At 71.4% G+C, this 13,373-nt stretch carries 12 protein-coding genes; 6 read left to right on the top strand and 6 right to left on the bottom strand.

The genetic code is table 11. The features are described 5' to 3' along the window. Nucleotides 1-220 precede the first annotated feature (220 nt). Nucleotides 221-3,493: a bifunctional lysylphosphatidylglycerol synthetase/lysine--tRNA ligase LysX gene (gene lysX / locus AC31A1_RS32325; RefSeq protein ID WP_489656728.1), complete on the bottom strand. Its 3,273-nt coding sequence runs from the start codon at nucleotides 3,491-3,493 to the stop codon at nucleotides 221-223. Between the two features lie 90 nt (nucleotides 3,494-3,583). Between lysX and AC31A1_RS32320 the strand changes: the two genes are divergently transcribed. Then, nucleotides 3,584-4,045, top strand: a complete 462-nt coding sequence (locus tag AC31A1_RS32320; RefSeq protein ID WP_489656727.1) for a universal stress protein — start codon at nucleotides 3,584-3,586, stop codon at nucleotides 4,043-4,045. Between the two features lie 26 nt (nucleotides 4,046-4,071). Here AC31A1_RS32320 and AC31A1_RS32315 read toward each other — a convergent pair whose 3' ends face one another. Then, nucleotides 4,072-4,887, bottom strand: coding sequence for an alpha/beta fold hydrolase (locus tag AC31A1_RS32315; RefSeq protein ID WP_489656726.1), 816 nt, complete (start codon nucleotides 4,885-4,887; stop codon nucleotides 4,072-4,074). Between the two features lie 57 nt (nucleotides 4,888-4,944). On the opposite strand from AC31A1_RS32315, the gene AC31A1_RS32310 reads away from it, so the two are divergent. Further along, the gene (locus tag AC31A1_RS32310) at nucleotides 4,945-5,415 is read left to right on the top strand and encodes a MarR family winged helix-turn-helix transcriptional regulator (protein WP_489656725.1); all 471 of its coding nucleotides are present in this window, start codon (nucleotides 4,945-4,947) and stop codon (nucleotides 5,413-5,415) included. A 7-nt stretch (nucleotides 5,416-5,422) separates the two neighbouring features. On the opposite strand, the gene AC31A1_RS32305 is transcribed toward AC31A1_RS32310, so the two are convergent. After that, on the bottom strand, nucleotides 5,423-6,562 hold the full coding sequence (locus tag AC31A1_RS32305; protein ID WP_489656724.1) for a CapA family protein: 1,140 nt from the start codon (nucleotides 6,560-6,562) through the stop codon (nucleotides 5,423-5,425). Between the two features lie 223 nt (nucleotides 6,563-6,785). Here AC31A1_RS32305 and AC31A1_RS32300 point away from each other — a divergent pair, with 223 nt between their 5' ends. The 3 genes from AC31A1_RS32300 to AC31A1_RS32290 all read left to right on the top strand — a co-directional run bounded on the left by AC31A1_RS32300 (nucleotide 6,786) and on the right by AC31A1_RS32290 (nucleotide 8,798). Next, the gene (locus AC31A1_RS32300; protein ID WP_033279046.1) at nucleotides 6,786-7,331 is read left to right on the top strand and encodes a sigma-70 family RNA polymerase sigma factor; all 546 of its coding nucleotides are present in this window, start codon (nucleotides 6,786-6,788) and stop codon (nucleotides 7,329-7,331) included. Nucleotides 7,332-7,486: 155 nt separating this feature from the next. Continuing rightward, complete coding sequence (locus tag AC31A1_RS32295; protein ID WP_390164816.1) at nucleotides 7,487-8,008, top strand: hypothetical protein; 522 nt, start codon at nucleotides 7,487-7,489, stop codon at nucleotides 8,006-8,008. Nucleotides 8,009-8,147: 139 nt separating this feature from the next. Continuing rightward, the gene (locus AC31A1_RS32290; protein ID WP_489656723.1) at nucleotides 8,148-8,798 is read left to right on the top strand and encodes a zf-HC2 domain-containing protein; all 651 of its coding nucleotides are present in this window, start codon (nucleotides 8,148-8,150) and stop codon (nucleotides 8,796-8,798) included. Here AC31A1_RS32290 and AC31A1_RS32285 read toward each other — a convergent pair. Then, the gene (locus AC31A1_RS32285; RefSeq protein ID WP_489656722.1) at nucleotides 8,785-9,606 is read right to left on the bottom strand and encodes a helix-turn-helix transcriptional regulator; all 822 of its coding nucleotides are present in this window, start codon (nucleotides 9,604-9,606) and stop codon (nucleotides 8,785-8,787) included. The two genes, AC31A1_RS32290 and AC31A1_RS32285, sit on opposite strands and share 14 nt — an antisense overlap. Before the next feature lie 104 nt (nucleotides 9,607-9,710). On the opposite strand from AC31A1_RS32285, the gene AC31A1_RS32280 reads away from it, so the two are divergent. Then, complete coding sequence (locus tag AC31A1_RS32280) at nucleotides 9,711-10,427, top strand: SDR family oxidoreductase (RefSeq protein ID WP_489656721.1); 717 nt, start codon at nucleotides 9,711-9,713, stop codon at nucleotides 10,425-10,427. Here AC31A1_RS32280 and AC31A1_RS32275 read toward each other — a convergent pair whose 3' ends face one another. After that, entirely contained in the window at nucleotides 10,428-11,291 is an 864-nt protein-coding gene (locus AC31A1_RS32275; protein WP_489656720.1) for an Fpg/Nei family DNA glycosylase, read from the bottom strand. It lies immediately after the preceding gene. Nucleotides 11,292-11,327: 36 nt separating this feature from the next. Beyond that, a partial coding sequence (locus tag AC31A1_RS32270) for a SpoIIE family protein phosphatase (RefSeq protein WP_489656719.1) occupies nucleotides 11,328-13,373 on the bottom strand: 2,046 nt, incomplete at its 5' end.

Below are 13,373 nucleotides of genomic sequence, written 5' to 3'. Positions count from 1 at the left end.
GGCGGCAGCCTTGGCGGGGGCGTCGTCCGCGAGTCCGGAGTACAGCAGACCGGCGGTGCCGGCCGCCCCGACGGCAGCGGCGCCGGCGAGCAGAGCCCGTCGGCGCGTGAGCGACTGATCCTTCTTCATGACTCATCAGTCGCCCGGCAGGACACCGCCGCCCCACGGCAACACCGGTGCGGCGGCAGGAAAACACCCGCCCGGCCCAGTGTTCGCGCGCTCAGCGGCGCCGGACGAGGGGGAACGGGAGCGTCTCACGGATCGTCAGACCGGTGAGGAACATGACGAGTCGGTCGACACCGATGCCGAGTCCTCCGGTGGGCGGCATCGCGTATTCGAGAGCGTCGAGGAAGTCTTCGTCCAGTTCCATCGCCTCGGGGTCTCCCCCGGCGGCGAGCAGCGACTGGGCGGTGAGGCGGCGGCGCTGTTCGACGGGGTCGGTCAGTTCGGAGTAGGCGGTGCCGAGTTCGGTGCCGAAGGCGACGAGGTCCCAGCGTTCGGCGAGCCGCGGGTCGGTGCGGTGCTGGCGGGTGAGCGGGGAGACGTCGGTCGGGAAGTCCTTGTAGAAGGTCGGCAGCCGGGTCGGCTCCTCCACAAGTCGCTCGTACATCTCCAGTACGACGTCCCCGCGCCCGTCGTCGGCGCCGTACGGAACGCCCGCGCGGTCGCAGAGGAGGTGCAGGCGGGCCAGTTCGGTGTCGGCGTCGATCTCCTCGCCGAGCGCCTCGGAGATCGCGCCGTGGACGGTCTTGACGGGCCAGGGCCCGGAGATGTCGTACTCCTGGCCGTCCTTGCGGGCGACGGGCGAGCCGAAGGCGGCGGTCGCGGCATCCTGGATGAGTTCGCGGACGAGGTCGAGCATCACGTCGTAGTCGGCGTACGCCTGGTAGGCCTCCAGCATCGTGAACTCGGGGTTGTGCTTGTAGGAGACGCCCTCGTTGCGGAAGGTGCGGCCCATCTCGAAGACCTTCTCCATGCCGCCGACGCAGAGCCGTTTCAGGTACAGCTCGGGGGCGATGCGCAGATAGAGGTCGAGGTCGTAGGCGTTGATGTGGGTGGTGAAGGGGCGGGCGTTGGCGCCGCCGTGGATCTGCTGGAGCATCGGGGTCTCGACCTCCAGGTAGCCGCGCTCCAACAGGCCCTGGCGCAGGGCCTGTACGGCGGTGGAGCGGGCGCGGACGACGTCACGGGCCTCCGGGCTCGCGACGAGGTCGAGGTAACGCATGCGGACCTTGGCCTCGGGGTCGGTGAGGCCGCGGTGTTTGTCGGGCAGCGGGCGCAGGCACTTGCCGGTGAGCTGCCAGGAGGTGACGAAGACGGTGGGTTCGCCCTTGTCGCTGGTGCCCGCGCGGCCGGTGGCGGTGATGTGGTCGCCGATGTCGGTGTCGGCGGTGAAGCGGTCGAGGCCGGGGCCCGACTCGGCGCGGGTGAGGGCGAGTTGGTGGTCGCCGGACCAGTCGCGCAGGGTGACGAAGACGATGCCGCCGAGGTCGCGCACGAGCATCACCCGCCCCGCGACGGTGACTTGGCCCCCCGCACGGACCTCGGCGAGGGTGTGGGTGCGCTGCGGGACGCCGACCGGGTAGGGGTCGATGCCGGCGGCGCGGAGGCGGTCGAGCTTGTGGTGGCGGACGCGGACCTGTTCGGGCAGGCCGCTCTCAGGACCGTCGGCCTCGTCCTCGCTGTCGAGGCCGAGCGCCGACAGGGGCGGCAGGTCCGCGGTGGTCGCGGGCCGCGGTCCGCTCTTCTGGTGCCCCTTTCCCCAGAGTTGGCGCAGCGACGGTACGGAGACGAAGCCCTCGGCGATGCCGGAGGCGAGGCTGATGCGGGCCAGGGAGGCGGTCTCGCCGTAGCAGATGAAGCGGGGGTACCACTCGGGGTGGTACTTGGCGTTGGAGCGGTAAAGGGCCTCCAGTTGCCACCACTTGGAGAAGAACAGCAGGAGGCGGCGCCACAGGCGGAGCACCGGGCCCGCGCCGATGCGGGCGCCCTCCTCGAAGGCCGAGCGGAACACGGCGAAGTTGAGGGAGATCCGGCGGACGCCCAACTTCGGTGCGGCGGCGCAGAGTTCGGCGACCATGAACTCCATGACCCCGTTGGGGGCGGTGCGGTCGCGGCGCATCAGGTCGAGGGAGACGCCGTCGGTGCCCCAGGGGACGAGGGAGAGCAGGGCGAGCAACTTGCCGTCCTCGTCCAGCGCTTCCACGAGGAGGCAGTCGCCGTCGGCCGGGTCGCCGAGGCGGTCCAGGGCCATGGAGAAGCCGCGTTCGGTCTCGGTGTCGCGCCAGGCGTCGGCGCGGTCGACGACCTCCTCCATCTCCGTGTCGGTGAGGGTGGCGTGGCGGCGGATGCGGCAGGTGGCGCCGGCGCGGCGGACGCGGCTCACGGCTTGCCGGGTGACGCGCATGTCGCGTCCTGCGAGGTCGAAGTCGGCGACGTGCAGGATGGCCTCGTCGCCGAGCTGGAGGGCGCCGAGTCCCGCGCGGGCGAAGGTTCTCGCGCCGTCCTCGGAGGCGCCCATCACCGCGGGGGCCCAGCCGTGGCGGCGGGCCAGGCCCAGCCAGGCGGCGATGGCGTGCGGCCACGCCTCGCGGTCGCCGACCGGGTCACCGCTGGCGAGGCAGACGCCGGCCTCGACGCGGTAGGTGACGGCGGCCTTGCCGCTGGGCGAGAAGACGACGGCCTTGTCGCGCCGGGTGGCGAAGTAGCCGAGGGAGTCCTGGCCGCCGTAGGTCTTCAGGAGGGCGCGGATGCGGTCCTCCTCGTCGCCGTGCAGGGCCGCTTCGAGGCGTTGGGAGCGGAAGAGGACGGTGGCCGCGTTGAGCAGGGCGAGCGCGCCGAAGAGGCCGAGGAGGAAGTACAGGGCGCGGGGCGGGCGGCCGTCGAAGGAGTGGGTGGAGACCAGGCCGCCGCAGACCCGGTCGGCGGCCCAGCCGAGATGCTGGCTCGTCGGGAGGGTGCCGGGGAACAGGGCGACCAGTCCCCAGCCGGCGAGGATCGCGACGGCGAGCCCGACGAGGAGGACGCCGAGGGCCCGTCGTACGGCCGCGCGGCGGGAGGCTGCGTAGAACTGTCCGCGTGCCACGACCAGCAGGACCAGCAGCAGGACGCACACGATGAGGGACGGGAGGGACTCGGCGTACAGGCCGAGGGCCACGCCCAGGACATCCGTCAGGACCAGCAGGCCGAGGTAGACGACGACCAGCCACCAGGCGATCTTCTTGCGGGCGGCGGTCGCGGCGGCGAGCAGGAAGAGGAAGACGGCGTAGGCGAGGTTGGCGCTGACGGGGACGATCAGCAGGTCGAGGAAGCGGACCACCGGGCGCAGCACGCGGCGCAGCGGGGCGATGAAGGCGAGCAGGACGCAGAGCAGGCCGAGGGCGCCGAAGAAGGTCGCGAAGCCTTCGGGCACCCGGCTGAGGAAGCTGTTGCCGGGCGGCCGTATCGGCCCCTTGGTGTCCTTGGGTCTGGCGGCCTCCACCGTGGCAGTCATGGTTCCGACTGTAGGAACAGGGCGGGCGGCGCGCCCGTCGAGCGCTCCCGGGCGGGTTCAGGACCTGCGGGTTCCGATAGCCTCACGGCCGTGACGGAACAGCACTCAACTCAGTTCGAGCGGGGCACGGACGGGCCCAAGGTGATCGTGGCCGGGGTGGACGGCTCCGAGTCCTCCCTCCGGGCCGCGGCCTATGCCGCGGGGCTGGCCAGGCGCCAGGGCGCACTGCTCGCCCTCGTGTACGTGCAGCCGGTGCTGGCGGCGGGCGCGGCCATGGGGGCACCGGTCGCCGACACGACCGACGAGATCGCCGAGAACCTGGTCGCCCAGATCCGCAACGAGACCGAGCGTGTGAAGGGGATATTCGACATCCGCTGGGAATTCCACACGTTCCGCGGCGACCCCTACGGCGGCCTGGTCAAGGCGGCCGACCAGCTCAAGGCGGACGCGGTCATCGTGGGCGCCTCCGAACAGGCCGGCCACCGGATCATCGGCTCGGTGGCGGTGCGGTTGGTGAAGGCGGGGCGGTGGCCGGTGACGGTGGTGCCGTAGAGAGCCGCAGAGACCGTAGGGAGCCGTCAGAGGGAGCGCAGGAACTGCCCGAGGATCGTGTTGAACTCCTCGGGCTTCTCCATGTTCGGGTAGTGGCCGACGCCTTCGATGGTCGTGGAGCGGCCGTTGGGGACCGTCCGGGCGAGGCGTTCCGCCATGGCGATGCTGTCGGGCCAGTCGGCCGCGCCGTGGATGGCCAGCACCGGGACGTCGAGCTTCGGGACGCCCGACCACGGGTCGGCCGGCGGGACGTACCAGTCCTTCTCGCCCGGGGTGTGCTTGGAGATCGTGTGGGCGGTCAGTTCGCGCAGGCGGCGGATGACCGACGGGGCGACCTCGGCCACCGTGCGGCGCGGGCCTGCCACCCCTTGCGTGAACTGGTCGAGCCAGCCCGCGATGTCGCCGGTGGCGAGCAACTGCCCGGCGCGGGCCGTGTGTTCCAGCAGTTCCGGGTCCTTGTACTCGAACGCGCTGGTGCCGCCGCCGCTGACGACGATCGCGCGGACCAGTTCGGGGTGTTCCAGCGCGGTGTCGGTCGCGACGCCCGCGCCCATGGACAGGCCGACCAGGACCGCCGGCCCGAGGCCGAGGTGGCGCAGGAGTCCGGCCAGGTCGTCGGCCCAGCGGAACGGTTTGCTCGCGTTGGCCGAGAAGCCGTGGCCCCGGATGTCGGGCGCGATGACGCGGAAGTCGGCGGTGAGGGACGGCAGTTGGTCGTCGAAGACACGGTGGTCGGCGAAGCCGGAGTGGAGGAGGACCACGGGGTCGCCGGTGCCCACGTCGCGGTAGGCCAGGTCCCCGTCGGCAGATGCGAAGAAGCTCAGTTCCGAAGCAGCTGTCATGACAACCAAGGTGTCATCCTGACCCGAGTTTGGCAACCCAGGTGTCATGATGTGGCCGTGAACGACTCCGCTCCCCTCTCCCCCGACGAACTCGGCCATCGCCTCACCGAGGTGTTCGACCTGGTGGGCCCGCTCTACCGGCGCGCCCTGCGCAAGGTCGAGCAGGGCGAACCGGTCGAGGGGGTCTCCGTCGGCGTACGCGCCGTACTGGACCTGCTGCGACAGCACGGGCCCATGACGGTGCCCCAGATGGGCCGGACCCAGGCCCTTAGCCGGCAGTTCGTGCAGCGCATGGTCAACGAGGCGTCGGTCCACGGCTGGGTGGAGGCCACACCCAACCCCGCACACCAGCGGTCCTCCCTGATCCGGCTCACGGAGGAGGGCCGCGCCGTCATCACGTCCGTCCTCGGCCGCGAGCACCGCCTGAACCGCCAGGTCGGCGGCGATCTGACCGACGCCGAGGTCAGCGCGTGCGTGCGGGTCCTCACCGAGATCCTCCGGACCTTCGACCACGTGGACGTGGACTGACCGTCCGCTACTTCCCCATCACCAGCCCGTCCTTCGCCGCGCCCCGGCTCAGCACCACCTCGCGGACACGGTCGCGGTCGCCCGTCAGGTCGGCGCCCCGGCCGATCGCCTGGTTGACGTCGACGACCCGGCCCGCGTCGATGTCGAACAGCTGCGGCACGAACTCCGCCTTCGTCACCTCCCAGCGCCCACCGGGCCGGGCGGGCGGTACGAAGGTGAAGCGGCCGAGGGTGCTCAGGTTGCCGCCGGGGTCCTGGGTGCCCGCGTTGTCGTACATCTCGCCGGTGATCTGGTCGCCGAGCCCGTAGACCACCCAGGTGCCGTTGACCTTCTCGTACGCCTGCGGGGCGTGGGCCTGGGTGCCGAGGATCAGGTCGATGTCGGGGCGGCCACCGGTGCGGGCGGCGGTGAGTTCCCTGGCCAGCGCGAGCTGTTGCGGGTCGGGGGCGTTCTGGCCGGCCGTGCCCCAGCGCAGGGAGACGACCACCACGTCGGCGCCCGCGCGGCGGGCGGCCCGGGCGTCGGCGAGGACGCGGGCGGGGTCGAGGAGGTTGACGGCCCAGGGCTCGGCCGGCGGGAGCGGGACGCCGTTCGTGTCGGCGGTGTAGGCGAGGTGGGCGACCTTCGCCGGACCGGCACGCAGCAGGGTGACCGCGCGCGCCTCGGCGTCGGTGCGCGCCGTTCCCGTGTGCCGTACGCCCGCGCGGTCGAGGGTGTCGAGGGTGCGCTGGATGCCGACGGCGCCCTCGTCGAGGCTGTGGTCGGACGCGGTGGAACAGCTGTCGTAGCCGGTCGCGGCGAGGCCCTGGGCCACCTCTGGCGGGGAAGTGAGGGCCGCGGTGCCGGTGGAGTCGCCGTAGACGCTCTCGATGTGACACAGCGCCAGGTCGGCGCGGGAGACGAGGGGTTGGACCGGGGCGAGCATGGGCCGGAAGTCGTAGCCGGCGCCGCCTGCGTCGAAGCGGGCGCGGTCGACGACGGAGTTGTGCGGGAGGATGTCACCGGCGGCGACGAGGGTGAAGCCGCGGGCGGCGGGGGGCGCCGGGCGGCCGGACGCCTTCGAGTCGTGGTGCTGGGCCTGGCAGGCGGCGGCCGCGGTGAGAATGCCGGCGACGGCGACGGCCACCTGCTGTCTGCGTGCGATCATCAATTCACCCCACTGTGGTCATATTTACCCACCAATAGGTATGAACTTCACCGTCCCCGCAAACGACTTCCGGCCTCTGATGACCCGTCCGGTGTGCGCGTGCGGCGGATCGCCGGGTGACGCGGACCGTTCGTCGCACCGTTCGTCGACGCGATCGACCGTCCGCCGCAAGCCCCTGGTGCGCCCCCTGTCCCCGGGCGGCCCCCTGCGATGCCATACGGCCATGACGGCCGGACCCACGCTCAGAGACGGAACGACCGCCGAGCACGAGCTCGCCGCACTGCAGCGCGAGCACGGCAGGCCGCTCTTCGCGCTGCTGCTCCGGCTCTGCGACGGTGACCGCCAGCGCGCCGAGGACCTCGTCCAGGAGACCCTCGTACGGGCCTGGCAGCATCCCGAGGCGCTGCGCGCCGACGCCTTCGAGTCCGTACGGCCCTGGCTGCTGACGGTGGGCCGGCGGCTCGCCATCGACGCGCGCCGGGCCCGGCAGGCGCGACCGCCCGAGGTCGGGGACGCGGTGCTGGAGAACGCACGTGTCTGTGCCGATCACGCGGAACGGTCGGCGGCGACGCTCGATGTGCGGGAGGCTGTGAAGACACTCACTCCGGAGCACCGTGAAGTCCTGGTGCTGGTGTATTTCCACGGGGCGAGTGTGGCGGAGGCCGCGGCAGCACTGGGGATTCCGCCCGGTACGGTGAAGTCCCGCGCGTACTACGCGCTGCGCGCCCTCCGCCGGGTGCTTCCGGGCTATGCGGCCGACCTGCGGTGAAACCAATTCATTAGTCAAACCTCCGTAAAGCGCCTTGCTCAGAACCCGGTTGAGTAATCGGCTGTCCTCATCCGTGTTCCGGACTGGGGGGCTCGGGGTTCCTGACGGAGCCCCGGGCCGGGCGACGCGCACGCACCGGAGGAAGGCAGGAAGGGATGCTGCACAGAGGTCAAGAGAGCACGGACGGCACCGGTGGCGGTGAACTCACCGTCCCCATGGCGTGGTTGTACGCCGAGTACATCGCCGACGAGTTGCTGCGGACCGGCGACCTGATGCCGCCGACGTCCTTCGAGTTCCGCGCGGGTCGGGACGCGCTGGCGCTGACCATCTTCCTGTCCGACACCGACGGCGAGTTGTCCGGTATCCGTGTGGTGACCCAGTTGGAGACCTGGCTTTCGCTCACGGCGTACGACCAGCCGTGGCAGGACTGGGTCGCGACACGTATGTCCAGGTTGACGGCCGAGGTCGCCGAATCCGGAGCGGACGCACCGGACCTGGCGCTCGCGGAGGCCGCCTGGCGCTGGCTGGAGGAGACCGAGTTGCTCGCGCCGGATCTGGACGCGGTACCGGGCCCGGGAGGCGGTCCGGTGACCGGTGAGGACGACGGACCGAAGGTCTGGACGCCCGCCTGGCAGCTGGGTCTGCCGCTCGGCCATCTCGCCATCCATCTTTTTTGAGATGGGACCAATCCGCGGGCCCGGCCGCTCCGAATCAGTTACTTGGGATTCTGTGTGCCTTGAGTGATTCGACTGTCTGGTGCGTACCGATGGGAGCAAGGAGTAACCCCACCCGCACCTAACGGCACGAGGATTCGGCATGAGGTCCCTGGAAAGGCATCGCGACGTCGGCGCGTACGCGCTCGGCGTGCTGGACGAGGCGGACGCCTTCCGCTTCGAGGATCACCTCATGGAGTGCACCAGTTGCGCGGCTCATGTGACCGAATTCGGTCCCGCCTCACGGCAGTTGATGCTGTACCGGCGTGCGACGCCGCGCTCTGTGCACCCCATGGCACAACCCGGTCCGCGGCTGCTGGACCGGTTGCTCGGCGAGGTGGCCTCGCGGCACCGGACCGGACGGCGGCGGTTTCTGTACGCCGTGGCCGCCTCGGTGGTGTTCGCCGTGGGCGGTCCCGCGGTGGCGACGCTCGCCGCGCACGGCGACGGTGCCGTGCAACTCACGGCGACCGACGCGAAGTCGGGCGTGTGGGCGCAGGTCACGGCCGCGAACGAGAACTACGGCAGTGATGTGTCCCTGAAGATCAAGGACGGTGCGGGCCCTCGGTCCTGTCGTCTGGTGGTCGTCGGCCGCGACGGTTCCGAGCAGACCGTGACGAGTTGGATGGTGCCCGAGCACGACGCGACGATGATCACGATGCAGGGGGGCTCGGCGATGCACCCCACCGAGATCGACCACTACGACGTGCGGACGGCCGACGGACAGCAGTTGGTACGGCTCACCTCGCACTGAACTCCCGGCCCGTGAGGGCCAGTTGCCGCATGGCCCGTGCGGAGGGGGTCCCCGGGTCCGCGGTGACGAAGACGACCTGCTGGTCGTCGTGCGGGACGGTGAGCACGTCGCAGTTCACGTGGAGCCGGCCCACCTTCGGGTGGGTGAGGGTCTTGGTGCGATGGCCGGGGGCGTGCACGGGACCGGTCTCCCAGATCGCCCTGAACTCCTCGCTCCCGGCGCGCAGTTCGGCCAGCAGACGGGCGAGTCCGGGGTCGTGGGGGTAGCGGTCGGCGCTGCGCCGCAGCCGGGACACCACGATGTGACCGAACTCCTCGGCGCTGGAACTCTCTTGGGGCCGCCCCAGGAAGCGCCGACGCGCCAGGTTCGGCCGCGCGTCGAAATCACCGCCGAACACGGCACCCGCAAGCGGGTTCCAGGCGATGACGTCGTAGGTGGCGTCGGTGACGACGGCCGCCGTGTCCGGGATACGGCACAGCAGTTCCGTCACGTGCGGGCGGACGGTCCGCACCGGCGCGGCGAGCGGTGTCACCGGTGTCCCCGCCAGCCGGAACAGATGGGTCCGCTCGGCCGGGGTCAGCCGGAACACCCCGGCGAGGGCGTCCAGGATGCGGGGCGACGGACGCGGGCCACGACCCTGCTCAAGGCGGGCGTAGTAGTCGACGGACATGTGGGCCAGTTCGGCGACCTCTTCCCGCCGCAGCCCGAGGGTCCGCCGGGACGGTTCCCCGGCCAGCCCCACATCTGCGGGCACCAGCGACTCCCGGCGCCCGCGCAGAAATCGGGCCAGCTCCTGTTTCCCGGTCACGCTGCCTCCCTCCGACGGCCGTCCGGCCACCCTCTGCCTGCCTCCGGCTGACAGGGATCGGTTGTCCCTGGTTCGCCGGCCCCGGCTGCGGAATCGTCGTCCCCATGAACGATTCCACAGCACTCGTCACCGGAGCCAACAAAGGCATCGGCAAGGAAATTGCCCGGCTGCTCGTCGCCGAGGGGTTCACCGTGTACGTCGGCTCGCGCGACGCGGGCCGGGGCGAACGGGCCGTAGCCGAACTGGGCGGCGGCGCGAGGCAGTTGATCCTCGACGTCACGGACACGGACAGCATCGCGGCGGCCGCACGCCAGGTGGACGCCCTGGACGTCCTGGTCAACAACGCGGGCATCATGGCCGGCGGAAGCCCGGCACCGGAGGCGGCCCTCGACGACTTCCGCCGTACGTACGAGACGAACGTCTTCGGCGTCCTGGCCGTCACCAACGCGTTCCTCCCGGCCCTGCGCCGCTCCCAGCACCCCCGCATCGTGAACGTCTCCAGCGGCACCGGCTCCCTGACCTGGAGCGCCGACCCGGAGCGGGAGTTCGCCGCCCACGCCGGAGCGGGCGCCGCGTACCGCTCGTCCAAGTCGGCGCTCAACGCCCTGACCCTCTTCTACGCCCAGTCCCTCGCGCCGGAGGGCTTCAAGGTGAACGCGCTGGCTCCCGGCCTACGGGCGACAGACCTGAACGAACGGGCCGCCGCGAGCGACGGGGATCCGGCGGAGGCGGCGCGGGGTGCGGTGGATCTGGCGCTGCTGCCGGACGACGGGCCTACGGGGCGGTTCCTGTCGTGGGACGGGACCGCTGTTCCCTGGTAGCTACTTGAGCAGTTTCGACATCCGTCGGTCCGCCAGCGGTTTGCCCCCCGTCTGGCACGTCGGGCAGTACTGCAGGGACGAGTCGCTGAAGGAGACCTCGCGGATGGTGTCGCCGCAGACCGGGCAGGGTTCGCCGGTGCGGCCGTGGACGCGCAGGCCGCTCTTCTTTTCTGCCTTCAGGCGGCCTGCCGCCACTCCTCGGGAGCGTTCGACGGCTTCCGTCAGGGTGGTGCGCAGGGCCGTGTGGAGCGTGTGGGTCTCGGCCGGGGTCAGGGACGACGCCAGTTTGAAGGGGGACATCTTGGCCGCGTGCAGGATCTCGTCGCTGTACGCGTTGCCCACGCCGGCGATCAGGGTCTGGTCGCGGAGGGCGCCCTTGAGCTGGCGGCGTTCGTCCTTCAGCAGTTCGGCGAAGCGTGTCTCGTCGAAGTCGTCGGCGAGCGGGTCGGGGCCCAGGCGGGCGACGCCCGGGACCTCCTGCGGGTCGGCCACGACGTACACCGCGAGGCGTTTCTGCGTGCCCGCCTCCGTGAGGTCGAAGCCCTCTCCGTCCTCCAGGGCCACGCGGAGCGCGAGCGGGCCCTTGCCGGGGCGGGGCGGGCCGTCGGGGAGGCGGTCCTTCCAGTGCAGCCAGCCCGCGCGGGCGAGGTGGGTCACGAAGTGCGGGCCGCCGGCCGTCTCGACGTCCAGGAACTTGCCGTAGCGACGCACGGCCACCACCTCGTGTCCCTCCAGCGCGGTGAGCGGAGGGTCGTACGTCTTCAGGACGCTGATGGCGACGGGCAGCACCCGTACGATCTCGTGGCCGACGAGGTGTTCGGTCAGGAAGTCCTTCAGCGCTTCGACCTCGGGGAGTTCCGGCATACGTCCAGGGTGCCATCAGAGGCCCGTGGGGTCAGCTCAGGTGCGGTCCGGGACCAGGAACTCGCACCACACGCACTTGCCGCTGCCGCGCGCCTCCACGCCCCACACGTCCGTGAGCAGGTCGACGAGGAGCAGACCGCGCCCGGAGACACCGTTCTCGCCCGCCTCGCGGCGGCGCGGGAGGGCGCTGGAGGAGTCCTCGACCTCGACGCGCAGCCGGCGTTCGGTGCCGTTGAGGACCCTGAGGGTGACGATCGCGGAGCCCTCGGTGTGCATCAGCGCGTTGGTGATCAGCTCGTCGGCGACCAGCTCGACCTCGTCGGAACGCTCGCCCGCGCCCCACGCGCGGACCGCGGCCCGGATCATGTGCCGCGCCTCGGTGAGTGCCTCGGAGTCGCCGGGTGCCACATGCTGCTGGAGCCGCCCGCCGGACTGCGGGGCGTCGAGGCCGCGCCGGCGCAGCAGGAGCAGCGCCACGTCGTCCTCGCCGCCGCGCTCCTCGGCCACGTCGATGAGCAGATCGGCGAGGTCGCGTACGTCGTCGGGGCCGGAGGCGATGAGCGCGGCGAGGGTCTGCATGCCGTCGTCGAGGTCGGCCCCGGGCTGTTCGACGAGGCCGTCGGTGCACAGCAACAGGGTCTCGCCGGGGTCGAGTTCGATGGTGGAGACGGGATATTCGAGCCGCCCGAACTCGGCGGAGAGCCCGAGCGGCAGCCCGCCCACGACGGTCATACGGCGGGACGTCCCGTCCAACTGCCGGACCAGCGGGTCGATATGGCCGGCCCTGACCACCTGCACCACTCCGGTCGACAGGTCGACCTCGGCGTAGAGGCAGGTGGCGAAGCGCTCGGTGTCCAGTTCGTGCAGGAAGACGGAGGCCCGGGCCATCACCGTGGCCGGGGTGTGCCCCTCGGCTGCGTACGCCTTGAGGACGATACGCAGCTGCCCCATGACGGCGGCGGCGTGCGTGTCGTGGCCCTGGACGTCGCCGATGACCGCGCCGACCCGCCCGCCCGGCAGCGGGATCAGGTCGTACCAGTCACCGCCGATGTCCCGCCCGAGCTTGGCGGACCGGTAGCGGACGGCGACATCGGCGCCCGGCACACTCGGGATCGCGCGCGGCAGCATCGCCTGCTGAAGTCCTTGTGCGAGGTCCTTCTCCTGCTCGTAGAACATGGCCCGCTGCAGGCTCTGCGCGATGCTGCTGCCGAGCGCGACGAGCACATTGCGCTCGTCCGCCGTGAAACCCCGCCGGTCGTTGTAGAGCAGGCCCATCGCGCCGATCGGCCGCGCCTGCGCGATCAGCGGCAGATAGGCGGCCGCGGTGATGTTCAGCTCGGTGATGTTCTGCCACAGGAGCGGATACCGCTCGGCGAACTCCTCCGGCGACTCGATGAACGCCGGCGCGAGGGTCCGTACGACCTCTCCCATCGGGTACGGCTCGTCGATCCGGGTGACCTCCGTGCCGGGCACGAAGCTGTCCTCGGGGCCCTCCGCGACCAGCCGGATACGGCCGGCCTCGACCAGGCCCATGACCAGGCTGGTCGCGCCGAGATGGACGAGTCCGTGGGTGTCCTTGAGGACGTCGATGACGTCCTGGACGGTGCGGGCGTGCGCGAGGGCGGCGGTGGTGAGCTGCACGACGTTGGTCTGCCGGCGCAGCGCCGCGTCCTGGGCGGCCTGCTCACGGCGGGCCGCGCTCTCGGCGAGTTCCTGGGTGGCGTCCCGGACGATGCCGATGATCCGGCGCGGGCGGCCCGTCTCGTCGCGCCGGATGTAGCCCTGGGTGTGGGTCCAGCGCAGGGTGCCGTCGCGCAGCCGCATCCGGAAGTAGGCGCCGTAGTTCTCGCTGCCGTCCTTCATGGCCTGGGAGACGAGACCGTCGAGCCGGTAGCCCTCCGGCGGCGGTACCCGGATCGCCAGCGACTCGGGGCGTCCGTCGTATTCGTCGGGGCGCAGGTCGAAGACCTCGTGGGCCTGGGCGTCCATGTGGAACAGGCCGTTGTCCAGGTCCCAGTCGAAGCTGCCCATGCGGTTGAGCGCCAGGATCGGGTCCGGGTGGGCGGGCCAGTCGTCCGGGAG

The organism is Streptomyces sp. P5F9 (genome assembly GCF_057961495.1).
This window is presented reverse-complemented; position numbering and strand designations above follow the sequence as displayed.